General features: G+C 65.1%; 26 protein-coding genes. 19 read left to right on the plus strand and 7 right to left on the minus strand.

Going from position 1 to position 24,342, the window contains the following annotated elements; translation table 11 throughout:
* Window positions 1–47 precede the first annotated feature (47 nt).
* Together grxC and ACP7BZ_RS19815 are read right to left on the minus strand one after the other, a co-directional pair.
* Window positions 48–326: a glutaredoxin 3 gene (gene grxC / locus ACP7BZ_RS19810; RefSeq protein WP_426116338.1), complete on the minus strand. Its 279-nt coding sequence runs from the start codon at window positions 324–326 to the stop codon at window positions 48–50.
* A gap of 21 nt (window positions 327–347) precedes the next feature.
* Complete coding sequence (locus ACP7BZ_RS19815) at window positions 348–749, minus strand: rhodanese-like domain-containing protein (RefSeq protein WP_426116340.1); 402 nt, start codon at window positions 747–749, stop codon at window positions 348–350.
* A gap of 119 nt (window positions 750–868) precedes the next feature.
* Here ACP7BZ_RS19815 and gpmA point away from each other — a divergent pair, with 119 nt between their 5' ends.
* The 17 genes from gpmA to ACP7BZ_RS19900 all read left to right on the plus strand — a co-directional run bounded on the left by gpmA (window position 869) and on the right by ACP7BZ_RS19900 (window position 18,980).
* Window positions 869–1,615, plus strand: a complete 747-nt coding sequence (gene gpmA, locus ACP7BZ_RS19820) for a 2,3-diphosphoglycerate-dependent phosphoglycerate mutase (protein ID WP_426116342.1) — start codon at window positions 869–871, stop codon at window positions 1,613–1,615.
* A 5-nt stretch (window positions 1,616–1,620) separates the two neighbouring features.
* Window positions 1,621–3,093, plus strand: a complete 1,473-nt coding sequence (locus ACP7BZ_RS19825) for a peptidoglycan DD-metalloendopeptidase family protein (protein ID WP_426116344.1) — start codon at window positions 1,621–1,623, stop codon at window positions 3,091–3,093.
* Window positions 3,094–3,149: 56 nt separating this feature from the next.
* Window positions 3,150–4,682, plus strand: coding sequence for a S41 family peptidase (locus tag ACP7BZ_RS19830; RefSeq protein ID WP_426116346.1), 1,533 nt, complete (start codon window positions 3,150–3,152; stop codon window positions 4,680–4,682).
* 24 nt (window positions 4,683–4,706) lie between these two features.
* Window positions 4,707–5,459 (plus strand): HesA/MoeB/ThiF family protein, encoded by a 753-nt coding sequence (locus tag ACP7BZ_RS19835; RefSeq protein ID WP_426116348.1) that lies wholly within the window; start codon window positions 4,707–4,709, stop codon window positions 5,457–5,459.
* A 173-nt stretch (window positions 5,460–5,632) separates the two neighbouring features.
* On the plus strand, window positions 5,633–6,085 hold the full coding sequence (gene gspG, locus ACP7BZ_RS19840) for a type II secretion system major pseudopilin GspG (protein ID WP_426116350.1): 453 nt from the start codon (window positions 5,633–5,635) through the stop codon (window positions 6,083–6,085).
* Between the two features lie 73 nt (window positions 6,086–6,158).
* The gene (locus ACP7BZ_RS19845; protein ID WP_426116352.1) at window positions 6,159–6,614 is read left to right on the plus strand and encodes a type IV pilin protein; all 456 of its coding nucleotides are present in this window, start codon (window positions 6,159–6,161) and stop codon (window positions 6,612–6,614) included.
* Window positions 6,614–6,991 (plus strand): type II secretion system minor pseudopilin GspI, encoded by a 378-nt coding sequence (gene gspI, locus ACP7BZ_RS19850; protein ID WP_426116354.1) that lies wholly within the window; start codon window positions 6,614–6,616, stop codon window positions 6,989–6,991. Before ACP7BZ_RS19845 ends, gspI begins: the two co-directional genes overlap by 1 nt.
* Window positions 6,988–7,605, plus strand: coding sequence for a PulJ/GspJ family protein (locus ACP7BZ_RS19855; protein ID WP_426116356.1), 618 nt, complete (start codon window positions 6,988–6,990; stop codon window positions 7,603–7,605). The genes gspI and ACP7BZ_RS19855 overlap by 4 nt, the downstream gene beginning before the upstream one ends.
* A 41-nt stretch (window positions 7,606–7,646) precedes the next feature.
* The gene (gene gspK, locus ACP7BZ_RS19860; protein WP_426116358.1) at window positions 7,647–8,567 is read left to right on the plus strand and encodes a type II secretion system minor pseudopilin GspK; all 921 of its coding nucleotides are present in this window, start codon (window positions 7,647–7,649) and stop codon (window positions 8,565–8,567) included.
* A 43-nt stretch (window positions 8,568–8,610) separates the two neighbouring features.
* A complete protein-coding gene (gene gspL, locus ACP7BZ_RS19865; RefSeq protein WP_426116360.1) occupies window positions 8,611–9,828 on the plus strand; it encodes a type II secretion system protein GspL in 1,218 nt (405 codons plus the stop codon).
* On the plus strand, window positions 9,825–10,340 hold the full coding sequence (gspM, locus tag ACP7BZ_RS19870; protein WP_426116362.1) for a type II secretion system protein GspM: 516 nt from the start codon (window positions 9,825–9,827) through the stop codon (window positions 10,338–10,340). The genes gspL and gspM overlap by 4 nt, the downstream gene beginning before the upstream one ends.
* On the plus strand, window positions 10,337–11,110 hold the full coding sequence (gspN, locus tag ACP7BZ_RS19875; protein ID WP_426116364.1) for a type II secretion system protein N: 774 nt from the start codon (window positions 10,337–10,339) through the stop codon (window positions 11,108–11,110). The genes gspM and gspN overlap by 4 nt, the downstream gene beginning before the upstream one ends.
* Entirely contained in the window at window positions 11,107–13,398 is a 2,292-nt protein-coding gene (gspD, locus tag ACP7BZ_RS19880; RefSeq protein WP_426116366.1) for a type II secretion system secretin GspD, read from the plus strand. The genes gspN and gspD overlap by 4 nt, the downstream gene beginning before the upstream one ends.
* Before the next feature lie 12 nt (window positions 13,399–13,410).
* The gene (gene gspE / locus ACP7BZ_RS19885) at window positions 13,411–14,838 is read left to right on the plus strand and encodes a type II secretion system ATPase GspE (RefSeq protein WP_426116368.1); all 1,428 of its coding nucleotides are present in this window, start codon (window positions 13,411–13,413) and stop codon (window positions 14,836–14,838) included.
* Between the two features lie 6 nt (window positions 14,839–14,844).
* On the plus strand, window positions 14,845–16,065 hold the full coding sequence (gene gspF / locus ACP7BZ_RS19890) for a type II secretion system inner membrane protein GspF (protein ID WP_426116370.1): 1,221 nt from the start codon (window positions 14,845–14,847) through the stop codon (window positions 16,063–16,065).
* 23 nt (window positions 16,066–16,088) lie between these two features.
* Window positions 16,089–16,697, plus strand: a complete 609-nt coding sequence (locus ACP7BZ_RS19895; protein ID WP_426116372.1) for a type II secretion system protein N — start codon at window positions 16,089–16,091, stop codon at window positions 16,695–16,697.
* 81 nt (window positions 16,698–16,778) lie between these two features.
* Window positions 16,779–18,980, plus strand: a complete 2,202-nt coding sequence (locus ACP7BZ_RS19900; protein WP_426116374.1) for a patatin-like phospholipase family protein — start codon at window positions 16,779–16,781, stop codon at window positions 18,978–18,980.
* A gap of 12 nt (window positions 18,981–18,992) precedes the next feature.
* On the opposite strand, the gene ACP7BZ_RS19905 is transcribed toward ACP7BZ_RS19900, so the two are convergent.
* The gene (locus ACP7BZ_RS19905; RefSeq protein WP_426116376.1) at window positions 18,993–19,730 is read right to left on the minus strand and encodes a helix-turn-helix domain-containing protein; all 738 of its coding nucleotides are present in this window, start codon (window positions 19,728–19,730) and stop codon (window positions 18,993–18,995) included.
* 276 nt (window positions 19,731–20,006) lie between these two features.
* On the opposite strand from ACP7BZ_RS19905, the gene ACP7BZ_RS19910 reads away from it, so the two are divergent.
* Window positions 20,007–20,462, plus strand: coding sequence for a hypothetical protein (locus ACP7BZ_RS19910; RefSeq protein ID WP_426116378.1), 456 nt, complete (start codon window positions 20,007–20,009; stop codon window positions 20,460–20,462).
* A gap of 87 nt (window positions 20,463–20,549) precedes the next feature.
* Here ACP7BZ_RS19910 and ACP7BZ_RS19915 read toward each other — a convergent pair whose 3' ends face one another.
* The 4 genes from ACP7BZ_RS19915 to ACP7BZ_RS19930 all read right to left on the minus strand — a co-directional run bounded on the left by ACP7BZ_RS19915 (window position 20,550) and on the right by ACP7BZ_RS19930 (window position 23,364).
* Window positions 20,550–20,741, minus strand: a complete 192-nt coding sequence (locus ACP7BZ_RS19915; RefSeq protein WP_426116380.1) for a hypothetical protein — start codon at window positions 20,739–20,741, stop codon at window positions 20,550–20,552.
* Window positions 20,741–22,081, minus strand: coding sequence for an ATP-dependent protease ATPase subunit HslU (hslU, locus tag ACP7BZ_RS19920; RefSeq protein WP_426116382.1), 1,341 nt, complete (start codon window positions 22,079–22,081; stop codon window positions 20,741–20,743). The genes ACP7BZ_RS19915 and hslU overlap by 1 nt, the downstream gene beginning before the upstream one ends.
* 5 nt (window positions 22,082–22,086) lie before the next feature.
* A complete protein-coding gene (gene hslV / locus ACP7BZ_RS19925) occupies window positions 22,087–22,623 on the minus strand; it encodes an ATP-dependent protease subunit HslV (protein WP_426116384.1) in 537 nt (178 codons plus the stop codon).
* 90 nt (window positions 22,624–22,713) lie between these two features.
* Window positions 22,714–23,364 (minus strand): LysE/ArgO family amino acid transporter, encoded by a 651-nt coding sequence (locus tag ACP7BZ_RS19930; protein WP_426116386.1) that lies wholly within the window; start codon window positions 23,362–23,364, stop codon window positions 22,714–22,716.
* Window positions 23,365–23,437: 73 nt separating this feature from the next.
* Here ACP7BZ_RS19930 and ACP7BZ_RS19935 point away from each other — a divergent pair, with 73 nt between their 5' ends.
* A complete protein-coding gene (locus tag ACP7BZ_RS19935) occupies window positions 23,438–24,337 on the plus strand; it encodes a LysR family transcriptional regulator ArgP (RefSeq protein ID WP_426116388.1) in 900 nt (299 codons plus the stop codon).
* Window positions 24,338–24,342: the final 5 nt, after the last annotated feature.

Consider the following 24,342-nt stretch of genomic DNA (forward strand, 5'->3'; position numbering starts at 1 on the left):
TGTATCAAAACAACCCTGCTAACAATAGCGAGAAGACAGCATGCCATTTAGGCGGGCGCAAGCCCATTTAACAAGGGTTCAAGGCGGCCGGCCTGATCTAGCGCATACAAATCATCGAAACCGCCCACATGGGTGTCGCCCACATAGATTTGCGGGACCGTGCGGCGGCCGGTCCGTTGCATCATGATGGTACGCTGTTCCGGGTCGAGATCGACGCGAATCCGTTCGATGGCGGTGACGCCTTTCGCTTCGAGCAGGCGCTCGGCACGTACGCAATAGGGGCAGCTGGCGGTGTGATACAGCACAACGTGGGCTTGGGTGGTCATGGTTGAAACTCCTGAACTGGTTTATTTAGCGATGGGCAAGCCGGCGGTCTGCCAGGCGGCAATGCCGCCATCGAGACGGACGACGTCGGCAAAACCGGCCGCGCCCAGTTGGCGCACGGCCTTGCCAGCGTGCGCGCCGGACTGGCAAACGACGACGATGGCGCGGTTTTTCGATTTCTCGAGTTCGCCGATTCTCGCCGTCAAGTCTGCCAGCGGAATGTTTTTGGCGTCGCGCAAATGCCCTGTGGCAAATTCTTGCGGGGTGCGCACGTCCACCACGGTGCTCTTGCCGCGGTTGATCAGTTGGGTCACTTCGAGCGGCGAGGCGCGCTTGCCGCCCCGTCCCAGCCCGGCAAAGAGCAAGTAACCGCCCGAAATGAGGACGACGACAACGGTAAAAATATGGTCCAGAATAAATTTCACAAGGCGTCCAGTGGGTTAACTTAATCTGCGCATTATAAAATAGAAGGCGAAAGCGAATTGGGCCAACTTGTTTTTGTGGCCGCGCCCGCCCGATCCACCTGCCACCTACAGAAGAATCTATGTACAAAATCGTATTCATGCGCCACGGCGAATCGACCTGGAACCTGGAAAACCGCTTCACCGGCTGGACCGACGTCGACCTCACCGCCAAGGGCGTGCTGGAGGCGAAACAGGCCGGCAAGGTGCTCAAGGAGGCCGGTTTTACGTTTGACCTCGCTTACACCTCGGTGCTCAAGCGCGCCATCCGTACGCTGTGGCTGACGATGGAAGAAATGGACATGGTGTGGTTGCCGGTGGTCAACGACTGGCGCCTCAACGAGCGTCACTACGGCGCCCTGCAGGGGCTCGACAAGGGCGAGACGGCGGCCAAGTATGGCGACGCCCAGGTGCTGGTCTGGCGCCGCAGCTACGACACGCCGCCGCCGCCGCTGGCCGCCGGCGACGAGCGCACCTCGTTTCATGATCCCCGCTATGCCCGCCTCGAGCCGGCAGCGATCCCGCTCACCGAGTGCCTCAAGGACACCGTCGAGCGCGTCATGCCCGTGTGGGACAAGGAGATCGCCCCGGCCATCCGCGCCGGCCGCCAGATCCTCATTTCCGCCCACGGCAACAGCTTGCGGGCGCTGATCAAAATGCTCGATGGCATCAGCGACACCGATATCGTCGGCCTGAATATTCCCAACGGCCAGCCGCTGGTGTATGAACTCGACGCCGATCTCAAACCGATCCGACATTACTACCTCGGTGACGCCGCCGCCATCGCCGCCGCCGCTGCCGCCGTGGCCAACCAAGGTAAGGCGAAGTAAGTATTTTGTCATTTTATTTTTTTGTCAACAAAGTAAGCGCCGCAGCGCTGCTGGCCCTGGCCAGTTGCGCCTTGGCGCAGGCGGCGCCGGCCAAGCCGACCGAGCGCAGCAAGCAAAAGGCCGTGGCCGAAGCGAATCGCGCCGGCATCGTCCAAAAGTTACAGTCGCTCAAGAAAGACATCAGCAAAACCGAGAGCCAGAAGGAGAGCGCGGCCGATACCCTGGCCGCCTCCGAAGAAGCGATCTCGGACGCCAACCGGGCGCTGCGCGAGCTCAAGGATGAGCAGGCCGACACCAACGTCAAAATTGCCGAACTGGCTGTCGCAAGCGCCAAACTGAGCGCCACCATCGCCGCGCAAAAGCAGCAATTGTCCAAGCTGCTGCGCCAGCAATACGTGGCCGGCAACGAAGACCGCATCAAGCTGCTGCTGTCGGGCGACAATCCGAACCGCATCAACCGCGACCTGCAATTGATGGCCTACCTGTCGCAAGCCCAGGCGCGCCTGCTCGACTCGCTGCGCGCCAACCTGGCGGCGGTCGAGACCAACCAGGAAGCGGCGCAAAACGCCCGCGATGAATTGCTCGAAATTGCTGCCGAACAGCAGCAAAAAAAAGCCCAGCTGGAACAGGAAAAGGGCCGCCGCGCCGAATTGCTGCGCTCGCTGTCGACGCAGCTGGCGGCGCAGCGCAAGGAAGTGGGCAATTTGCAGCGCGACGAACAGCGCATGAGCGCGCTGGTCGATAATCTTTCCAAATTAATCAAACAGCAGGCTGAAGCGGCGGCCGCCGAGCAACGTCGCCTCGCTGCGGTCGCCGCCGCCAGGGCCCAGGCCGCGGAACAAGCGCGCCTGCTGGCCGACGCGCGCCGCAAGGCGGAACGCGAACGGCTGGCGCGCGAAGCAGCCAGGCCGAAGCCCGTGCCCAAGCCGGGCACGGCGCCGGCTGGCAAACCGGCCTTCCAGCCGGACCCGATCGACAACGACGAGCCGCCGCGGGTGGCAGCGCAGCCGCAACCGAAGCCCGAGCGCGCGCCCGAACCGGCGGCGCGGCCGGCCGACGTCGCGCTGGCGCCAGCGGCGCCCGATGGCGCCTTCGCCAGCCTGAAAGGGCAGCTGCGCGCGCCGGTGGCGGGCCGGCTGGCCGCCCGCTTCGGCGCCAAACGGGGCGAGGCCACCTGGAAAGGGGTGTTCATCCAGGCTGCCGAGGGCGCCGACGTCCACGCGGTCGCCGGCGGCCGCGTGGTGTGGGCCAACTGGATGCGTGGCTTTGGCAACCTGATCATCGTCGACCATGGCGGCCAGTACCTGTCAATCTACGGGAATAACCAAAGCTTGCTCAAACAGGCCGGTCAGGTAGTCAAGGCGGGCGACACCATCGCCAGCGCGGGCAACACCGGCGGGCGCGAAGAATCGGGTCTATACTTTGAACTCAGGCACCTGGGTCAGGCCTTTGACCCATCCGCCTGGATCAAATTTTAATCAATGACATTCGACCCGCGAGTTCACTCGCGATCCGCACCCCACTAAGGCAACGCATGACTTCTTCAACACCTGGCAAACTGCGCCAACGCACCCGTACCGCCGGCCTGATCGGCCTTGGCGTGGTCGCTGGCGTCGCCCTGTCGTTCCAGTTTCCCGCCGTCGCCCAGAAAGCCGCCGGCTCGCCCCTGCCGCTCGATGAACTGCGCCAGCTGGCCGATGTTTACGGCCTGATCAAGTCCGACTACGTCGAGCCCGTCGCCGACAAAAAACTGCTGTCCGAAGCCATCGGCGGCATGGTGTCCTCGCTCGATCCCCATTCGGTCTATCTGGACAAGACGGCGTTCAAGGAAATGCGCGAGAGCATGCAGGGGCGGTTTGTCGGTCTCGGCATCGAAGTGTCGACCGAAGACGGTTATGTCAAGATCGTCTCGCCCATCGAAGATTCGCCAGCCTGGCGTGCCGGTGTCAAGTCGGGCGACCTGATCACCCGTATCGACGGCGTCGCCATCAAGGGCTTGACGCTCGACGAAGCGATCAAAAAAATGCGCGGCGCACCGGGCAGCCGGGTGCTGTTGACGATTGCCCGCAAGGGCGAAGACAAGGCGCTGACCATCCCCCTGATCCGCGAGGAAATCCAGGTCAAGAGTGTCAAGGCAAAAATCGTCGAACCCGGTTATGCGTGGCTGCGCATCAGCCAGTTCCAGGAGCAGACGCTCGACGAACTGGCGGCCAAGGCCAGCGCCCTGTACGCCCAGGATCCCCACCTGAAGGGCCTGGTGCTGGACCTGCGCAACGACCCCGGTGGCTTGCTGCCGGGCGCCATCGGCGTATCGGCCGCGTTCTTGCCGAAAGAGCAGGAAATCGTCTCGACCAAGGGCCAGCTGCCCGATTCCAACCAGAGTTTTTATGGGCGCCGCGAATTTTACGTCGGCCGCAGCGGCAACGATCCGCTCGCCAAATTGCCGGCCGGCTTAAAAACGGTGCCGATGGTGGTGCTGGTCAATACCGGCTCGGCCTCGGCCTCGGAAATCGTCGCCGGTGCCCTGCAGGATTACCAGCGCGCCATCATCATGGGCACCCAGACCTTTGGCAAAGGATCCGTGCAAACCCTGCGCCAGCTCACTCCCGACACCGCCGTCAAGCTCACCACCGCGCGCTACTACACGCCCAAGGGCCGTTCGATCCAGGCGCGCGGCATCATGCCCGACCTGATGGTCGACGAAACGGCCAACGACGACGGTTTTAATGCCTTGCGCGAGCACGAGGCCGATCTCGAGCGTCACCTGGGCAGCGAAGGCGACAAGGCGGTCGCCGAAACCAAGACCCGCATCGATATGCTGGAAATGGAAAAACGCGCCGCCGCCCTGAAAAACCGCAAGCCGGTCGAGTTTGGCGGCAAGGACGATTTTCAATTGCAACAAGCGCTCAATCACTTCAAGGGCTTGCCGGTCAAACTGGCGCCGGCCCCCGCCATCGAAGTGGTCGATGCGCAAAAGCTGCTGCCGACGCCCGTATCTACCTTCGACGGCAAGACTGGCGACGATGCCGTCAAGCCGGCCGACATCAAGGGCAAGCCTGTCAAATAAGGCGAACAGGGTATATCAGGCGACGTGAACGATCATCAACTGCTGCGCTACTCGCGCCACATCCTGCTCGACGAAGTCGGTATCGAAGGCCAGCAGCGCCTGCTCGACGCGCGCGTGCTGGTGATCGGCGCCGGCGGCCTTGGCTCGCCGGCCGCCCTGTATCTGGCGGCCAGCGGCGTCGGGCAACTGGTGCTGGTCGACGATGACGAGGTCGATCTGACCAATCTGCAGCGGCAGATTGTCCACACCACCGGGCGCATCGGCCAGCCCAAGGTCGATTCGGCCAAAATCGCGCTGCTGCAAATCAATCCTGAAATCGACATCGTCGCCGTGCGCGAACGCTTGGCCGGTGCCCGCCTGGCCGAACTGGTCAGCGGCGCCACCGTGGTGCTCGATTGCAGTGACAATTTTGCCACCCGCCACGCGGTCAACCACGCCTGCGTGGCCGCTGGCGTGCCGCTGGTGGCGGGCGCCGTGATCCGCTTCGATGGCCAGCTATCGGTATTCGACCCGCGCGACGCTGCCTCTCCCTGCTACGCCTGCCTGTTTCCACCGGGCGCCGGCTTTGAAGACGCTGCCTGCAGCACGATGGGCGTGTTCGCGCCCTTGGTCGGGGTGATTGGCGCCATGCAAGCGGCGGAAGCCTTAAAACTGCTCGCCGCCATCGGCGTGTCGCTGGCGGGCCGCCTGCTGATGCTCGATGGTAAAGCGATGGAGTGGACCAGCATCAGCGTGGCGCGCGATCCGGCCTGTCCGGTGTGCGCGGCGCGTGGCTAGTGTCTGACCGGCGCTGACGATATCGCTCTGCCATCGCCTTCACGGTGGCGCGCCACTTACAATAGCTTACCGGTGTAAATCGGCTGCAGATCGACGGTAAAAGCGCCGCCAGCGCGCCACCGCCACTGAAACCCCCTTATACTTCACTCCTTTCGGTACTGACGACAGACATCATGCATAGTGCTTTCCGCAACAAGCCTTCGATTCGCCGCGCGCGCGGCTTCACCCTGGTGGAAATCATGGTGGTGGTGGTCATCATCGGCATTCTCGGTGCCCTGGTGGTGCCCAAGCTGATGGGCCGCACGGGCGAATCGCGCGTCACTGCCGCCAAGGTCGATATTTCGACCCTGATGCAGGCGCTCAAATTGTACAAACTGGACAATCAGCGCTACCCCACCACCGAGCAGGGTCTGGTCTCGCTGGTCACCAAGCCGACCGCCGGCCCCGCCGCCAACGGCTGGAAAGCCGGTGGCTACATCGACAAGCTGCCGAAAGACCCATGGGGCAATGCCTATCAGTACATGCAACCGGGTGTGCATGGCGAAGTCGACCTGTTTTCGCTGGGCGCCGACGGCCAGCCGGGCGGAACCGGTGAAGATGCCGACATCGGCTCCTGGGACAATTGATTGATTAACCAGGCCGCCACCTGACGACCATTATTTTGCCGAGGCCAGCGTGCCTGTTCCTTTGACTCGCAGCATGCGTGGCTTCACGCTGGTGGAGCTGATGGTGGTGATGGTCATCATCGGCATCACCCTGGGGCTGGTCTCGCTCAACGCCATTCCCAGCCCGCAGCAGCACCTGCAAAACGAGGCCAGCCGCCTGGCCCTGCTGCTGCAGCTGGCGCGCGATGAAGCCATCGTGCGCAACCGCCTGGTCGCCTTCGAGGCTGACGAGCTTCAATACCGTTTTATTGTCCGCAACGAGACGCGCTGGGATGCCATCGTCGACGATGATTTATTGCGCCAGCGCGCATTCAAGGATGGCCCGGTGACCCTGCTGATGGACCCGAATACCACCGTGCCGGGCGCGCCGCTGCGTATCACCTTTGGCCGCGAGCCGGTCGACAAGCCGTTTCTGCTCACTTTAGTGGCCGGCAATGCCCGCGTTGCCATCCGCGCCGACGGCATCGGCCATTTTGTGGTGGAGCAGTGATGCGGCAACCCTTTCCCAGTCAACGTGGCTTTACCCTGCTCGAAGTGCTGGTGGCGCTGGTCATCGTCGGCACCGCGCTGGGGGCGTCGCTGCGCGCGGTCGGCAGCCTGGCCGCCAACAGCGCCGGCTTGCGCAGCGCCATGATGGCCACCTGGTCGGCCGAGAACCGCCTGGTGCAAGTGCGCCTGCAACACGTGTTTCCCGCCATCGGCAAGCAAAGATACGACTGTCCGCAGGGCGATTTGCAGCTGGTGTGCGACGAAGAAGTGCTGGTCAGTCCCAATCCCCTGTTGCGGCGCGTCGAAGTGAGCGTGTATGACCTGAAAAACCCCGAGCGCCGCATCGTCAAGCTGGTGCAACTGGTGGCGCCGCCATGAGGACGCCTGCACGCGGCTTTACGCTGATCGAACTGCTGGTGGCGATCAGCATCCTTGCCATGGTCGCCGTGCTGGGCTGGCGCGGCCTCGATGGCATCGTGCGCGCGCGCGTGTCGCTCACCGAACAGATGGAAGTCACGCGCGGCATGCAGCTGGCCTTCGCCCAGATGCAAAGCGATTGCGAACATATTCCCGTCGACGGCGTGTTGTTGGGCACCCGCCCGTACTTGCTGTTCGACCAGGAGCGCCTGACCATGGTGCGGCTGGCAATGGTGGAAAATGAACCGACCCGCCTGCAGGTGGTGTCGTACCGGGTACGCGACGGCGTGCTGTTGCGGCGCGAATCGAGCGCCACCCGCAACATGACCGAACTCGATGTGATGTGGAAGGCGGCCACCAGCGACGCCGACACCACCGCGCCGGTGGCCCTGCAGGCAGGGGTGACGGGCATCAATGTGCAAAACTGGGCGAACAATGCATGGCAAGCGATCCAGGCGCCGCTGGTCGCCCCCGCTGCTGTGACGCCCGGCGCCCGTTATGGTTTGCAGGTGGTGCTACAAACGAGAAACCTGGCGGCGCCCATGGTCAAAACCTTTCTGCTCGGCGGCGCCTGATGGTGCGCCGCCCATTGACGTATCGCTGTCAACAGCGCGGCGTGGCCGTCATTACCGCCTTGCTGCTGACCACGCTGGCGGTGACCATCGTCGCCAGCCTGTTCTGGCAGCAGCAGGTGCAGGTGCGCTCGATGGAAAACCAGCGCCTGCACCTGCAAACGCAGTGGATCCTGCGCGGCGCGCTCGAGCTGTCGAGCCTGATTCTTAAAAGCCGCAGCGGCCAGGCCGCCCAGTACACCTCGCTCGACCAGGTGTGGACCACGCCACTGGCCGAGACCCGGCTCGACCAGTACATCGAGCGCGAACGGCTGGAAAACGAAGTGTTCAACGCCACCCTGTCGGGCAGCCTGAGCGACGCCACCGCGCGCTACAACCTCAATTTGCTGGCCGCAAACGGCGTCGCCGACGCCGAGCAGATTGCCATTTTTAAGCGCCTGCTGAGCAATCTGCAGCTCGATCCGGGCCTGGCCGTCAAGGTGGCCCAGCTGGTCGCCAGCGCCAACCCGGCGCCGACCGCGGGGGCGCAAGGCAGCGTCAGCCGCAGCGCCACCAACGTGCCGATGGGCCTGGTCCAAGTCAACGATTTGCTGGCCGTCACCGGCCTCAACCTCGATGCCGTCGAACGGCTGCGCGAATTCGTCATCGTGTTGCCGGCGTCGGCGGCGGTGAATGTCAACACGGCGCCGGCCGAAGTGCTCAGCGCCGTGCTGCAAAACTGTTCGATGAGCCAGGCCGCGGCGATTGTCGAAAAACGCAAGCAGACACCGGCCATCAGCCCGACCAATTTCACCACCTTGAATCCGGGCACGGTCTTCATGGATGGCGCAAAAGTGAACGTGATGAGCAGCTATTTTCTGGCCCACAGCCGCATCCGCCTCGACCGCGCCGCCCTCGATGCCGAATCGCTGATTGAGTCCAACCTGGGCGGTCAGACCACGGTACTATGGACGCGCCAAAATTAATGGCACTGACACCGTCAAAAACAAACGCAGAAAGCGAGATCGTTTGAGTACTTTATATATTCGCCTGCCGGCACGGGCCGATGGCGAGGGGGCGCTGGCCCGCTATGCCATGGTCGCTGACAGCGGCTTGATCGGCCAGCAGGGCGAAGGCGCCCTGCGCGGCCTGGGCGACCTGGTCGGCGCGGTGCGCCGGGTGGTGCTGCTGCTCGCCGCCGCGGACGTCACGATTTTGCATGTCAAGGCGCCGCCCCTGTCGGGCGCGCGTCTGAAAGCGGCCCTGCCCGGGCTGGTCGAAGAACAGGTGCTGGGCGACCCTTACGATTGCGTGCTCACACCTGCGCCGGTGCTGTCGGCCGACGGCGTGCGCAGCGTCGCCGTGGTCCAGCGCGCGCTGCTCGAGCCGCTGGTGCGCACCATGCTGGCGCTGGGCGCGCGCGCCGTCACTGCCATTCCCGCCCAGCTGTGCCTGCCCATTTCACCGGGCCAGGTCAGCGGCCTGATCGGGCAACACGCACTGACCCTGCGTGACGGCCTCTACCACGGTATCGGCCTGGCGCTGGAAGCGAGTCCCGAGCTGGCGGTGCAAACGGCGCGCGCGCTGGCCGGCGACGCCCCCTTGACCTTGTATGTGCCGGCCGCCGAGCTGGCTGTCTACCAGGCGCTGGCGGGCGACGCCAGTCCGCCGGTTGCCGTCGAAGCCGACAGCTGGGCGCACTGGGTGGCCGGCGCCAAGACCAGCGCGCTCGACATGGTGCCGGCGCTGGGCGCGGCCGGCGCCCGCGCCACCGACTGGGCGCGCTGGCGCTGGCCGATGGCGCTGGCGCTGCTGGCGGTGGTCGTCAACCTGGTCGGCGTGAATATCGAGTGGCTGCGCATGAAGCGCGAAGCCGATGGCATCCGCCAGGCGATGCTGCAAACCTTCCGCGCGGCTTACCCGAAAGACACGGTGATCCAGGACCCGATGGTGCAGATGCGCATGAATAACGCGCGCGCCAAGGCCGCCATCGGCCAGGTCGGGCCGACCGAATTTACCTGGCTGGCGGCAGCCTTCGGCGAAGCGGCGCGCGCGCTGCCGCGCCCGCTGGGCATCAATGGCCTCGAATTCAAGGAGCAAACCCTGACCATTAAAATCAAGCCAGAGTCGGCCGATCCCGGCGTGCTGGCCCAGCTCAAAAGCAGCCTGGCCACGCGCAACCTGAACCTCACCGAGGCAGCCCCCGCCGTGTGGCTGCTCAAATCGACGCCGGGAGCCAAGCCATGAACGCTGCCAGCCGTATTGCCCAGGTGAAGGCGCAACTGACGCTGGCGTGGCTGGCGCGCACGGCGCAGGAGCGCAAGTTGCTGACGATTGGCGCCGGCGTGGTGGCGGGCGCGCTGATCTATGTGCTGTTCATCAACCCTGCCGTTACTGGCCGCAGCCAGCTGCAAAAAGCCTTGCCGCAGCTGCGCCAGGATGCCGCCCAGTTGCGCAGCATGGCGCTGGAAGCGAGCGAGCTGGCGCGCCTGCCGCCAGCGCAGGGGGCACCGATGTCGCGTGAAGCGCTCGCTGCCAGCCTGACGCAAATGGGCATGACGGCGCAATCGCTGAGCATGACAGGCGAGTTCGCCAAGCTGACGCTCACGGGCGTGCCGTTTGCCAGTCTGGTCGGCTGGCTCGACGCCCAGCGCCGCGACGGCCGCATCAATGTGCAGGACGCCAGCATCAGCGCGGCGGGCGAGGGTGGCAAGGTCGATGCGACCTTGACACTGCGCCAGGAACCGGGCGCCCGATGAAGCGCGCTGTGCTATGGTGTGCGGCCGCCGTGCTGGCGGCCTTGGCGACGGTACTGGTGGGCTTTCCGGCCAGCTGGCTGGCGCCGCTGGTGGAACAGCAGACGGGTGGCCGTTTGACTCTGGGAGATGCCCAAGGTACGCTGTGGCGAGGCTCGGCGTTTATCGGTGGCGCGCCCGGTGAAGGGGGCGCTGTGACGCCGCTGTTGCCAGGGCGTTTTAGCTGGCAGCTGTCGCCCTTGGTGCTGTTCGGCCACGTGGCGCTCGACCTGGCCAACCCGCAGGCGTTCTCGCAAAGTGTGCACGTGGAGGGCAGCTGGTCGCAGTGGCAGGTCAGTCCCGCCGAATTGCTGTTGCCGGCCGCTGGTCTGGCCGGCCTGGGAGCGCCGTTGAACACGCTGGCGCCGAGCGGCACCCTGCGGCTGTCATGGACCACGCTCGAGCTGCTGCGACTGGGCCATACGATCAGCGTCAACGGCCGCACGGTGCTGTCGATGAGTGATATGGGTTCGCGCATGTCGGCCGTCAAGCCGCTGGGCAGTTATCAGCTGGTGATGGACTGGCATGGCGCCCAGGCGCAACTGCTGCTGACGACGGTGCGCGGCGCCCTGCTGTTGTCGGGTAACGGCGCGCTCGACAATGGCCGGCTGCGCTTTGCCGGCCAGGCGGCGGCGGCCGATGGATATGAAGAGACGCTGGGCAACATGCTCAATTTGCTGGGCCAGCGCCGTTTGGTAGGCGGCAAGAACATTATCGCGTTAGAGTTCAAATGAAGACAAAATTGGTCACACCTTCCCCTTCCGTTCCCGCGCTGCGCCGGCTTGCCGCCGGCGCCATGCTGGCCTGCGCCGCCTGTGCCGTTTTCCCTGCAGCGCCTGCGCTGGCGCAGGAAGGACCGGCTTCCGGCGCCGCCCTCAATTTCGTCAATGCCGACATGGAGTCGGTCATCAAGGCGGTCGGCCATTACACCGGCATGACCTTTATTATCGACCCGCGCGTCAAAGGCACGCTGACGCTGGTGTCCGAGCGCCAGCTGTCGAAATCGCAGGCGTTTTCCCTGCTCACTTCGCAACTGCGCCTGCAGGGGTTTGCCGTCGTCACCGGTGACGGTTTTGCCAAGGTGGTGCCGGAAGCGGAAGCGAAGCTGCAATCGTCGCCGACCCGCGTGGGGGTGGGCGCGCGGCCGATCGGCGGCGACCAGATCGCCACCCAGATTTTCCGCCTCAATTACGAGTCGGCGGCCAATCTGACGGCGGTGCTGCGGCCGCTGATTTCGCCGAACAATTCGATCATGGCCAACCCGGGCAACAACAGCCTGGTCATCACCGATTACGCCGACAACCTGAACCGCCTGTCGAAAATCATTGCCGCGCTCGACGCCCCCGTTTCCGCCGACCTCGACGTGGTGCCGGTGCGCTACGCGGTTGCCAGCGATGTCGCGGCGATGGTCAGCCGCCTGATGGAACCGGCACCGGGTGGCGATTCCGGCCGCGTGTCGGTGCTGGCCGATCCACGCACCAACTCGGTGGTGGTGCGGGCGCCGTCGGCGGCGCGCGCCAATCTCGCCAAGTCGCTCATTTCCAAACTGGACCAGCCAACCGCGGAAGCGGGCAACGTCCACGTGGTCTACCTGAAAAATGCCGATGCCACCAAGCTGGCACAAACGTTGCGCGCGGTGGTGTCGTCGGATACCTCGTTACCGCAGACCCAGCAGGGCACCGCGGGCGGCTCGGTTGGCACCGGCGCCAGTGGTGGCGCTGGTGGCGCAGGAGGTGCCGGCCAGCAGGGCGGCGCTCTGGGCCAGGGCGGCGGCACCCTCAACGCGCAAAGCCCGGGCCAGACCCTCGGTAGCACCAGCGGCGCCACCGGCGCCGGTTTTATCCAGGCCGATGCCTCCACCAACACCCTGATCATCACCGCCAGCGAAGCGGTGTACCGCAACCTGCGCGCCGTCATCGACCAGCTCGACGTGCGCCGTGCGCAGGTGTATATCGAGGCGCTGGTGGTCGAAATCAATTCCGACAAGGCGTCCGAGTTCGGCGTCCAGTGGCTCGCTGCCAGTGGCGATTCGACCAGCAATTACCGGGTCGGTGGCATCCAGAATTTCAACGCCACCAGCGGCAATGGTCTGGCAGGCCTGATTGCCGGCAACGGCAAAACGGCGCCCGGCGCCGGTCTGTCGATCGGTCTGTTCCGCCAGATCAATGGCGCGCTGGGCCTGGGGGCGATCGCCCACGCGCTGGAAAACGACAACAACGGCAATATCCTGTCGACACCGAACATGCTCACCCTCGACAACGAACTGTCGACCATCAAGGTGGGCCAGAACGTGCCGATCATCAGCGGCCAGTTCACCACCACTGGCGGCACCAATACCAACCCGTTCCAGACCATCGACCGCCGCGATGTCGGCCTGACCTTAAAGGTGCGGCCGCAGATTTCCGAAGGCGGCACCATCAAGCTGGCGATCTACAACGAGAGTTCCAGCGTGGTGCAGTCGAGCCGCCTCGACCCGGCCGGCGTGACCACCGACATCCGCATCATCGAAAACAATGTGCTGGCCGACGATGGCCAGATCATCGTGCTCGGTGGCCTGATCAAGGATGACGCCAGTGCGACCGAGGAAAAAGTGCCGGGCCTGGGCAGCCTGCCGATCGTCGGCAACCTGTTTAAATACCAGTCGAGAAAGCGCACCAAGACCAATCTGATGGTGTTCCTGCGTCCCGTCATCGTGCGCAGCAAGGAAGACAGTGCCACCCTGGCGATGAACCGCTACGAATACATGCGCGCCACCGGCACCCAGGCGCAGCCCAAGGACGACACCGTGCTGGTGAAAGAACTGGGCTCGCCGATCCTGCCGCCGCTGTCCGAAGGGCAGCCACCGGTGGGCAGCTCGATGGCCGCGGTGCCGATCAAGAAAAACCTGCCGGCAGCGGCGCGGCCGGGCGCGTCCACGCTGGCGCGCCCTGGTGACAGCGGCACCCCGGTGCAGCCACCGACCACCGCACCGAGTGCGCCGGCCAGCACCGATGCGCCCGTGTACCGGCCCGTGCAAAAATAAGGGATTGGTCACATGAGTAATCTGCTCCCGTATGCCTTCGCGCGCGATTTTGGTGTCTTGGCACGCAGCGTCGATGGCGGCGCCGATGCGGTCGAGGTATGGGTCTCCGGCGCCACCGCGCCGGCGGCGATTGCCGAGGTGTCGCGCCGTTTCGGCCGCATCGCGCTGCGCCGCATGGAGCGCGCCGAACTGGAAGCGGCGATTGCCACGGCCTACGCCGGCGCCGGCGGCGACGCCTCGCAGGTGGTCGATGAATTCGATGCCGACCTCGATCTGACTAAACTGCTGCAAGACGTGCCGGCCATCGAAGACTTGCTCGAGTCGTCCGATGACGCCCCGGTGATCCGCATGATCAACGCGTTGCTGACGCAGTCGCTGCGCGAAGGCGCCTCCGACATTCACATCGAGCCGTTCGAACAGACGTCGGTGGTGCGCTTTCGCATCGATGGCGCCCTGCGCGATGTCGTCCGGCCCCGCAAGGCCATCCACGCCTCGCTGATCTCGCGCATTAAAATCATGTCGCAGCTCGACATCGCCGAAAAGCGCCTGCCGCAGGATGGCCGCATCACCTTGCGCGTGGGTGGTAAACCGGTCGACGTGCGCGTCTCGACGCTGCCCACCGGCCACGGTGAGCGCGCCGTACTGCGTTTGCTCGACAAGGAAGCGGGCCGGCTCGACCTGTCGCACCTGGGCATGAGCGCCGACCTGCTGCCGCAGTTCGACAAGATGATCGGCCAGCCGCACGGCATCGTGCTGGTCACCGGTCCCACCGGCTCCGGTAAAACCACCACGCTGTACGCCGCGCTCTCTCGCCTGAACGCTTCGACCACCAATATCCTGACGGTGGAAGACCCGATCGAATACGACCTGGCCGGTGTCGGCCAGACCCAGGTCAACGCCCGCATCGACATGAGCTTTGCCAAGGCCCTGCGGGCGATCCTGCGGCAAGACCCGGACGTCATCATGATCGGCGAAATCCGCGACCTGGAAACGGCGCAGATCGCCGTGCAGGCGTCGCTGACCGGTCACCTGGTGCTGGCAACGCTGCACACCAACGACGCCGCCGCTGCCGTCACCCGCCTGCTCGACATGGGGATCGAGCCGTTTTTGCTGTCGTCGTCGCTGCTTGGCGTGATGGCCCAGCGGCTGGTGCGCAAGCTGTGCGAATTTTGCAAGGAGCCCGAGCCGGATGGCCCGTACTGGCGCGCGGTCGGTTGCGACAAGTGTGGCCACACCGGATATCACGGCCGCGTCGGCGTGTATGAGCTGCTCGAGACGAATGACGCCATCAGCGCGCAGATTCACAACCGCGCCTCCGAAGCGCAGATCCGGGTGGCGGGCCAGAACGCCGGCATGCGTACCATGCGTGAGGACGGCGAGCGCTTTCTGCGTGCCGGCGTCACCACCCAGGCCGAACTGCTGCGCGTGACCAAGGATTAAGCACCGATGCCCGCATTTCGCTACGAAGCCGTCGATGAAGGCGGTGTCACCAGGAAGGGCGTGGTCAACGCCGACACCGCCCGTTCGGCCAGGTCCGACCTGCGCGGCCAGGGACTCACGCCGATCAGCGTCGACGCCATCGCCACCCAGCTCGACGCCGCCGGTGTCGCCAAGAGCCGCGGCTTCGGCGAAAAACTCTCGCAGGTCGAGCTGGCGCTGTTCACGCGCCAGCTGGCCAGCCTGCTCGAAGCGGGGCTGCCGCTCGAGCAGGCGCTGTCGGCCCTGCTCGAGCAGGCCGAGCGGCCGTTCGTGCGCGACCTGGTGGCATCGATCCGCGCCGAAGTGATGGGCGGTGTGTCGTTCTCCGACGCCCTCTCGCGCCACCCGCGCGACTTTGCCGATATCTACCGGGCGCTGGTCGCCGCCGGCGAGCAGATCGGCCAGCTGGCGCGCGTGCTCTCGCGCCTGGCCGATTACATCGAGCGCAGCAACGCGCTGGTGCAAAAGGTGCGCCTCGCGTTTATTTATCCGGCCATCGTCACCGTGGTCGCTTTTGCCATCGTCATTTTTTTGCTCACCTACGTGGTGCCGCAGATCGTCTCGGTATTCGCCAACACCAAGCAAAAGCTGCCGTTGCTGACGGTGATGATGCTGGCGCTGTCGAATTTCGTGCGCAGCTACGGCATCATCGTCGCCATCGCCGCCATCGGTGCCTTTGTCGCCTGGCGCCGCGCGCTGCGCAACCCGCTGCTCAAACGGCGCTTTCATACCTGGCTGCTGACGGCGCCGGTGTACGGCAAATTCGAGCGCAGCATGAACACCGCGCGCTTTGCCAGCACCCTGGCCATTACCACCGGCTCGGGCGTGCCGATCCTGCGCGCGCTTGAAACGAGCCGCGATACCCTGTCGAATACGGCCATGAAGGCGCTGGTCGAAGAAGCGGCGGCCAGCGTGCGCGAAGGGGTCGGCCTGGGGCGCGCGCTGTCGGCGCAAAAGCACTTCCCGCCAATGCTGGTGCACATGATCCGCGCTGGCGAAATGACCGGCGAGCTGCCCGCCATGCTCGAGCGCGCGGCCGCTTCGCAACAGGCCGACCTCGAACGGCGCGCGCTGACCATCGCCGGACTGCTCGAGCCAGCCCTGATCCTCGCCATGGGCGTGGTGGTGCTGCTGATCGTGCTGGCGGTGCTGATGCCGATTATTGAAATCAACCAGCTGGTGCATTAAGCACGCACGCAACGAAGGAAACCATGAAGCGCATGCCCCTGTTAATGACTTTACTGGCGCTGATCGCCCTGTCGGCGTCGAGCGCTTACTGGGTCATGCAGCTGTATAAACCGGCCCAGCGGCCGCTGGCGACGGCGCCGGTGGCATCGCTGGCCGATCCGGCCATCGATGCGGCGGCCAGCCTGTTCGGCGGCCAGCCGGCGGCCAGCGCCAGCAATTACCAGCTGCTCGGCGTGGTCGCCGCCGGCCGTGACAGCGCCGCCATCATCGTCGTCGACAATGGCACGCCATTGACCCTGAAGGTGGGCCGCGAGCTGGCCAGCGGCCTGCGCGTGCAGCAGGTCTACCCGCGTTACGTGCTGCTCTCCGATGGCCGGCGTATCGAGATCGCCCAGGATAACCGGCCCGCTGGCGGCGCTGGCGCTGCTGCGGCCGGCCAGCCGGGGCAAGCGTTGCCAGTGATGCCGCAGCCGCAGCCAGTCCAGCAACCCCAGGCGGCGCCGATCCAGATGCCGCAGCCGTCGATGACGGGCGCCCCCATGCCCGCTACACCGCCGCCGCCGAACGTCATGCCGCTGGCGCCGCCACTGCGCAATACGCCCGGCATGACGGGCCAGCCGGTACTGCAGTAAGCGGTGGCGCGCGCCGCCTCGCCCGCCGTGCTGGCAACGAGCAGAAGCTGCTGCGTCCTCTGCCTGAGCCTGACGCTGGCAATGCTGCCACCCGCCGTCTGCAGCGCGGTCCCGCAGCAGGGGCCGGCTGCCAGCGCTGCAGCAGCTGCTGCAGCTTCCGCGCCCGCTACTTTGCGCCCGGTGATCGCCGTCGTGCTCTCCGGCGGTGGCGCCCGCGGCTTTGCCCACATCGGTGTGCTGCGCGTGCTGCGCGAATTGCGCGTGCCGGTCGATATCGTCGTCGGCACCAGCATGGGCAGCGTGGTCGGCGGCGCCTATGCTGCTGGCGCGTCGGTCGACGAACTGGCGCGCATGGCGCGCGAGACCGACTGGGACCAGGTGGTGGCCGACCGCCCGGCGCGCGATCTGCTGGCCTACCGGCGCCGCGAGGAAGACGTGCTGCTGCCGTCGCGCATCGAGTTCGGCGTGCACCGCGATGGCATCAAGCTGCCACCATCGGCCGCTGGTAACGCCGCCCTCGAACAGGCACTGGGCCGCCTGCTGCCGGCCGGTACCCGTGATTTGCCGTCGAACCAGCTGTCGCTGCCTTTTCGCTCGGTGGCGTCGGACCTGTTGACGGGTGACGCCGTCGAACTGGTCGACACCCCACTGTTTTTGAGCATGCGCGCTTCGCTCGCCGTGCCGGGCGTGTTTGCCCCCGTACGCATCAAGGAGCGGCTGGTGGTCGACGGTGGCCTGGTGCGCAATCTGCCGGTCGGCATGGCCCACGAGATGGGCGCCGACATCGTCATCGCCGTCAATGTGGGGACCCCGCTGGCGCCGGAAAAGACGCTGGGCAGCGCGCTCGGCGTGGCCCAGCAGATGCTCAACATCCTCACCGAGCAAAACGTCCAGCGCTCGCTGCGCGAACTGACGCCGCGCGACATCCTGATCGCGCCGCAGCTGCCCGATGTCAGCTTTCTCGATTTCAGCCGCGTGCAAAGCGCGATCGCCGCCGGCGAACTGGCGGCGCGCGCGGTGGCGCCGCAACTGGCCGCGCTGGCGCTGGACGAAGCGGCCTACGCGCAGTTTGAAAACCGCCGGCTGGCGGCACCCGCGCTGGTCGATTCGGCGCTGCCGGTGGGCGAAGTGAGCGCCACCACCGGCGGGCGCATCAACCCGCAGGTGCTGGTGGCGCAGGCCAACCTGGCGCCGGGCCAGGCGGTCACCATGGCGCAGGTGCGCGACGCCACCGACGCCCTGTACGGCCGCGGCGACCTGGCGCGGGTGGAGTCCGATGTGATCGACATCGGCGGCAAGCGCAACGTTGCGCTGGTCGCCAGCGAAGCGCCGTGGGCCACCAGCCGCCTGCGCGTCGGCCTCGAGCTGGCCAGCGATTTTAATGAAGCCAACAGCTTCGCCATGAAGCTGATGTACGTGCGCACCTCCGTCAACGCCTGGGATGCCGAGGTGCGCGCGGTGATGGGTATTGGTGACCGCCGCGATATCGGCGTGCAGTTCTGGCAGCCGCTGGGCGCCGGGTCCCAATGGTATGTGGCGCCGGCGCTGCAGTACGGCGCCTCCGCTGGCGACATTTTTTCGAATGGACGGCGGCTGGCGCGCGCCGCGTACAACGTCAGCAGCGCCAGCTTTGTGCTGGGGCGTGAACTGGGCAACTGGGGCGACCTGCAACTCGGTCTGCGCCGCCAGAGCGCCAGCGCACGCGTGGTGGTGCCCGAGCTGGACGCCAGCGTGAAAACCTTCGACACCACCCGCTTCGTGCGCTACCGCGTCGACACCCTCGACTCGCTGGGCTTTCCCAGCCGCGGGCTGTTGCTCGACGCCTCGGTGGAGCGCTCGTTGGGGGCCGATGGCGCCTCGCTGGCGCGCTCCTCGGTGGTGGGCATGACTGCCCTGCATACCGATAACTGGGCCGGCCATCTGTATGGCGAATGGGCGCATGCGCAAAGCGGCGCCGCGCCGCTCAGTCTGGGCGGTTTTTTGCGCCTGTCGGGCACCGCCGCCGACTCGGTGCAAGGGCAAACCATTGTGTTTGCCCGCATGGTGCTGGCGCGCCGCGTCGGCGTCTTGCCGGTGACCCTGGGCGGCACCTTGCGCGCCGGCTTTTCGCTGGAAACGGGCGGCGGCTTTGACCAGTCACTGGCGCTCAAAAACAGCGCGCGCAAGCAGGCTGGCAGCGCCTTCCTGTCGGTCGATACCCGTTTCGGCCCCGCTTACCTGGGCGCTGGCGCCACCCGCGATGGCAATCGCACGCTGTATTTGTTCCTCGGTCCGATCTGGTGAGGCGGGCGCCGTTCAAAGGGGCCGGCGCATCTCCGTAAAAGCGGCAAATTCCCACGAGCGAAATCCCAGCAGCAGGGTAAAACCATCTTTCTCATCGTTCGGCAGTCGGCGGTCGTGCTGGTGCAGGCGCGCCAGTTCGGCCGCCAGTTGCTGGATTTTTTGCACCAGCTCGCGGGCGCTGGGCAGCGACAGCCGCGCCGGCAGGCACATCAAGGTTTCGCCAGCGCCATCGAAGTGGCCGCTGAAATAATCGCCCACCACATGCTGGCGCACATACTGCTGGACCGGGCCATCACCGAGCCAGTGAAAGGCGTTCGACACGCGCAGGCTGTAGCGGTTCAGGGGCTTCAATTCGATCAGTCCCAGGCGGTCCAGTTCGGCCAGAAAACCGATGCACTCGGGCTCGCTGATGGCATAGGTGTCGACGATCTGTTCCAGGCTCCAGTGACCGAGGCAGCAAATCGCCACCAGTAACAGCTTCGGTTTGGCGATCAGCGCTTTTTCCTGGGCGGCGGTGAGGGTGTCGGCGTGCGGCTGGACATCGGCCGCGCGGCGCAGCACGTCATCCATGGCAATGCCGCTGGCGCCGCAGATTTGCGCCAGCCGTGACAGGGTCATGTCTTTCTGGCCGAACATGCGCTTGACGCTCGACTCGCTCATGCCGATCCGCTCGGCCAGGGTTTTATAGGTGATGGCGGCGGCGCGCAGTTCGGCGCGCAGCACTTGCAGTACCAGTTCGGGTGAACTCATGAAATTCCTTGCGAAAATGGATGGCCGGCGACGGCTACCGCAGCATGGTAGCGAAATGTAGCACCTAATGTAGCGTGCCACGATGCTTTACACAAGGCGATGGTGGCGCGCCCCGGAAACGACGACACTGCTTCGCATGGGCGCACCCCGAGGCGCCACCCGTCTACCCTGTACCAGATGGCCAGAACGCGGGCGCCGCTGCGGCGCCCGCAGGCGGCCCCAATTGCAGCGGCGGGCACTGGCCGAATAGGGCCAGTCTGCTATCATCAATCCACCATGAAAAATTGCCTACCATTGATGTTGTGCGCGGCGCTGGCTGCGGCCTGCGCTGTCCCCGCTGCTGCCCGTCAGGCCAGCGCCCCTGCGCCTACCGCCAAGGGCGTCGCCGATCTTGAAAAAGCCAAGCGCGAAGCGGTCGAGGCAGACAAGGACATGCGCGCCGACCAGCCGGTGCCAACCAAAAAAAATCCCGACTTCGGTGGCGGCGCCGAGACCCCCCTCGAGCGCTTCGACAAGGCGGCCAGCGCGGCCTTCATTGACCGCTCAAACAGCCGCGTGATCGACCACTACCGCTCGCCCGATGGCGTGACCATCGAGCGCGTGACGTATGGCGGCAAAAGTTATTGCGTTACCAGCAGCACGCATAACTATGTGCCTGGTATTTTGCACGACAGCAGCAAGGCGCGAGAAGTGACGTGTCCGCCCGCCGACGCCGGCTGGGAGCGTAAATAAAAACAGGGTTTGGTGAACGAAAAATCGGACCGGCACCTGCGCTGCCAGTCCCCCTGCGGTCAGGCGCCCGCCTTTGCGGCAAGCAGCTCAATCGTCCGCCACCAGCTTGGCCTTGGCCAGCGCCCGCTTTTCCGCCTGGCGCGCCGCCGTCGCCCCCTTTTTGTGGGGACCGGCCGCGCGCAGCCTGGCGGCCACCGCCACCGGGTTTCTCGGCTTGGCCGTCGATGGTGGCACGCTGACCCGCATGACTTGTCGTTTGGCCAGCGCCTTGTTGGCCATTACAGCACGTAGCGCGACAAGTCTTCGTTCTCGGCCAGCGCGTCGAGCCGCTCGTTGACGTAGGCGGCATCGATGGTGACGGCCTGGCCAGCCGATTCGCTGGCCGTAAACGATACTTCCTCGAGCAGCTTTTCCATCACCGTGTAGAGCCGGCGCGCGCCAATGTTTTCGGTGCGCTCGTTGACGGCGAACGCGATCTCGGCCAGCCGGGTGATGCCTTCCGGATGGAAGGTGACGGTGACGTTTTCGGTCGCCAGCAAGGCTTCGTATTGCGCCGTCAGGCAGGCGTCGGTGCTGGTGAGGATGCGTTCAAAATCGGCGATCGACAAGGATTCCAGTTCGACGCGGATGGGAAAGCGCCCCTGCAACTCGGGAATCAGGTCGGACGGCTTGGCCAAATGAAAAGCGCCGGACGCGATGAACAGGATGTGATCGGTCTTGATCATGCCGTACTTGGTGTTGACGGTGGTGCCTTCGACCAGCGGCAACAGATCGCGCTGTACGCCGGCGCGCGAGACTTCGGCGCCGCCGTGTTCCGAGCGCGAGGCGATCTTGTCGATTTCATCGAGGAACACGATGCCATTCTGTTCGACGTTGGCGATGGCCTTCTGCTTGAGCTCGTCTTCGTTGATCAGCTTGCCCGCTTCTTCGTCCACCAGCACCTTGATGGCGTCCTTGATTTTTAATTTTTTCGGCTTTTTGCGGGCTCCCGCCATGCCGGAAAACATGCCCTTGATTTGCTCGGTCATTTCTTCCATGCCGGGCGGCGCCATGATTTCCATTTGCGGGCCGGCATCGGCGACCTCGATCTCGATTTCGCGCTCGTCGAGGGTGCCTTCGCGCAAGCGCTTGCGGAAAGTCTGGCGGGTGCTGTCGCCTTCCTTGCCGTCGCTGCTGGTGGCCGTTACATTAAAGCCGAAGTCGCGCGCCGGCGGCACCAGGATATCGATGATGCGCTCTTCCGCCGCTTCTTCGGCACGCTGGCGCACCTTGGCCGCTTCGCTGGCGCGGGTTTGCTTGATGCCGATGTCGATCAGGTCGCGGATGATGGTGTCGACGTCGCGGCCGACATAGCCGACCTCGGTAAATTTGGTCGCTTCGATCTTGATGAAGGGGGCATCGGCCAGGCGCGCCAGGCGGCGCGCGATTTCCGTCTTGCCGACCCCGGTGGGGCCGATCATCAGAATGTTTTTCGGCGTGATTTCATGGCGCAGGGGCTCGGCCACCTGCTGCCGGCGCCAGCGGTTGCGCAGGGCGATGGCGACGGCGCGCTTGGCCTTGGCTTGGCCTACCACGTGCTTGTCCAGTTCGGACACAATTTCCAGAGGAGTCAGGTTCATGGCGCTCAGTCGAGAGTTTCGATGATGTGGTTCAAATTGGTGTAGATGCACAGTTGGCCGGCGATGGTCAGTGATTTTTTGACCACCTCGGCTGGCGCCAGTTCAGTATTTTCTTGCAGGGCTTTGGCAGCGGACTGGGCGTAAATGCCACCCGAGCCGATGGCGCCGATGCCGTCTTCCGGCTCGAGCACATCGCCATTGCCGGTGATCACCAGGGTCGACTCGCTGTCAGCCACCAGCAGCATCGCTTCGAGGCGGCGCAGCACGCGGTCGGTGCGCCAGTCCTTGGCCAGTTCGACCGAGGCGCGCAACAGGTTGCCCTGGTGTTTTTCCAGCTTGCCTTCAAAACGGTCGAGCAGGGTAAAAGCATCGGCGGTGCCGCCGGCAAAGCCGCACAGCACTTTGCCCTGGTACAGCTTGCGTACCTTGCGGGCGGTGCCTTTCATGACGATGTTGCCGAGGGTAACTTGGCCGTCGCCGCCGAGGGCCACTTGCTTGCCCCGGCGCACGCACAGGATGGTGGTGCCGTGAAATTGTTCCATGTCTGCCTCATGATGATCCGATATCAAGAAACTGGGGGCGACAGGAGAAATATCAAGCGGCAAGGGGCGCGGGCGGCGCCACGCGGCGGCTCAAACACCTGTCAGCACCTGGCGCACCAGCAGGGCGGCCAGCACGCACATGGTGACACCAACGAAGCCATCGAGCAATTGCCAGGCGCGCGGTCTGGCAAACCAGGGCGCCAGCCAGCGCGCGCCAAAGCCCAGCAGGGTGAACCAGAACAGGCTGGCGATACTGGCGCCAGCGATGAACCACGGCCGCAGTGGCGTTGCCTGCTGGGCGCCGATGCTGCCCACCAGTAGCACCGTATCGAGATAGACGTGCGGATTGAGCAGGGTGAAGGCGGCGGCCTGTGCCAGCGCCGCCGTCAGGCTGGGCAAGCTGTCCTTGGCGCCAGCCTGCAGCGTGCCCGGTTGCCGCGCACGGCGCAGCGCTTGCCAGCCGTAGCTGGCGAGAAAAACGGCGCCTGCCAGCGCCAGCAGGCGCGCGATGTGTGGACGCTCGCCCAGTGCCTGCGCCATGCCAAACACGCCGGCGCCGATCAGTAGCGCGTCGGCGCTGGCGCAGAACAGCACGACGGCGGCGACATGCTCGCGGCGCAATCCCTGGCGCAGCACGAACGCGTTTTGCGCGCCAATGGCGATGATCAGGCCCAGGCCCAGGGTCAGCCCCTGCACAAAGGCGGGCGCAATCAAAGAAAGGAGGGAAGTCAGATTGGTCATGCAGCAAGCTTGCCTATTGTCAGCAATAAAGACAAACTATCTTTATTAAAGCCAATTAAGTTTACCTAATCTCATGCTCGACTATGCTTCACTGGCGGCGCTCGCTGCCGTGGTACGCGAAGGCAGTTTTGAACGGGCCGCGCGCGCCTTGCATGTGACGCCGTCAGCGGTGTCGCAACGCATTCGTTTGCTGGAAGAACAGGTTGGCTGTGCGCTGGTGGTACGCGCCCAGCCCTGCTACGCCACTGAAACGGGGCGCCGCCTGTGCCAGCACGTCGACCGCGTGCGCCTGCTCGAGCACGAATTGCACGGCGCCCTGCCCACGCTGGCGGTCGACGCTGGCGGGCCGCTGCTGGTCCCGCTGCCGGTGGTGGTCAACGCGGACAGTCTGGCCACCTGGTTTGCTCCCGCCATGACGCGCTTCGCCGCCGCCGCCCCGGTGTTGATGGACGTCGCCGTGGACGATCAGGAGCACACGGCGCAATGGTTGCGTTCCGGTAAAGTGCTGGCGGCGGTGACTGCCAGCGCGCAGGCGGCAGCCGGTTGCAATAGCCGGCCGCTGGGGGCGATGCGTTATCTGGCGGCGGCCAGCCCTGGGTTTATCCAGCGCTATTTTTCTCACGGAATAGATGCCAGCAGCCTGGCGCTGGCGCCCAGCTTGATGTTTAACAGCAAGGATGAATTGCAGGCCCAGTGGGTGCAACGGCTGTGTCAGCGCCATGTTCAATTGCCGCGTCACACGCTGCCGTCGCCGCAAGCGTTTGTGATGGCAGCCGTCGCCGGCATGGGCTGGGGTTTACATGCGCAGGCCTTGATTGTGGACCAGCTGGCGCAGGGAACGCTGGTCGAACTGGTGGCCGCTCTGCCACTCGATGTCCCCCTGTACTGGCAGCAGGCACGCGCCGCATCGATCCTGCTCGATGGTTTGACCAGCGAGGTGCTGGCCGCCGCTGGCGCCCTGATTCAGCCCTAAAGCGG

Source organism: Massilia sp. PWRC2 (genome assembly GCF_049896725.1).
Classification (GTDB): Bacteria; Pseudomonadota; Gammaproteobacteria; order Burkholderiales; family Burkholderiaceae_D; genus JAFCUW01.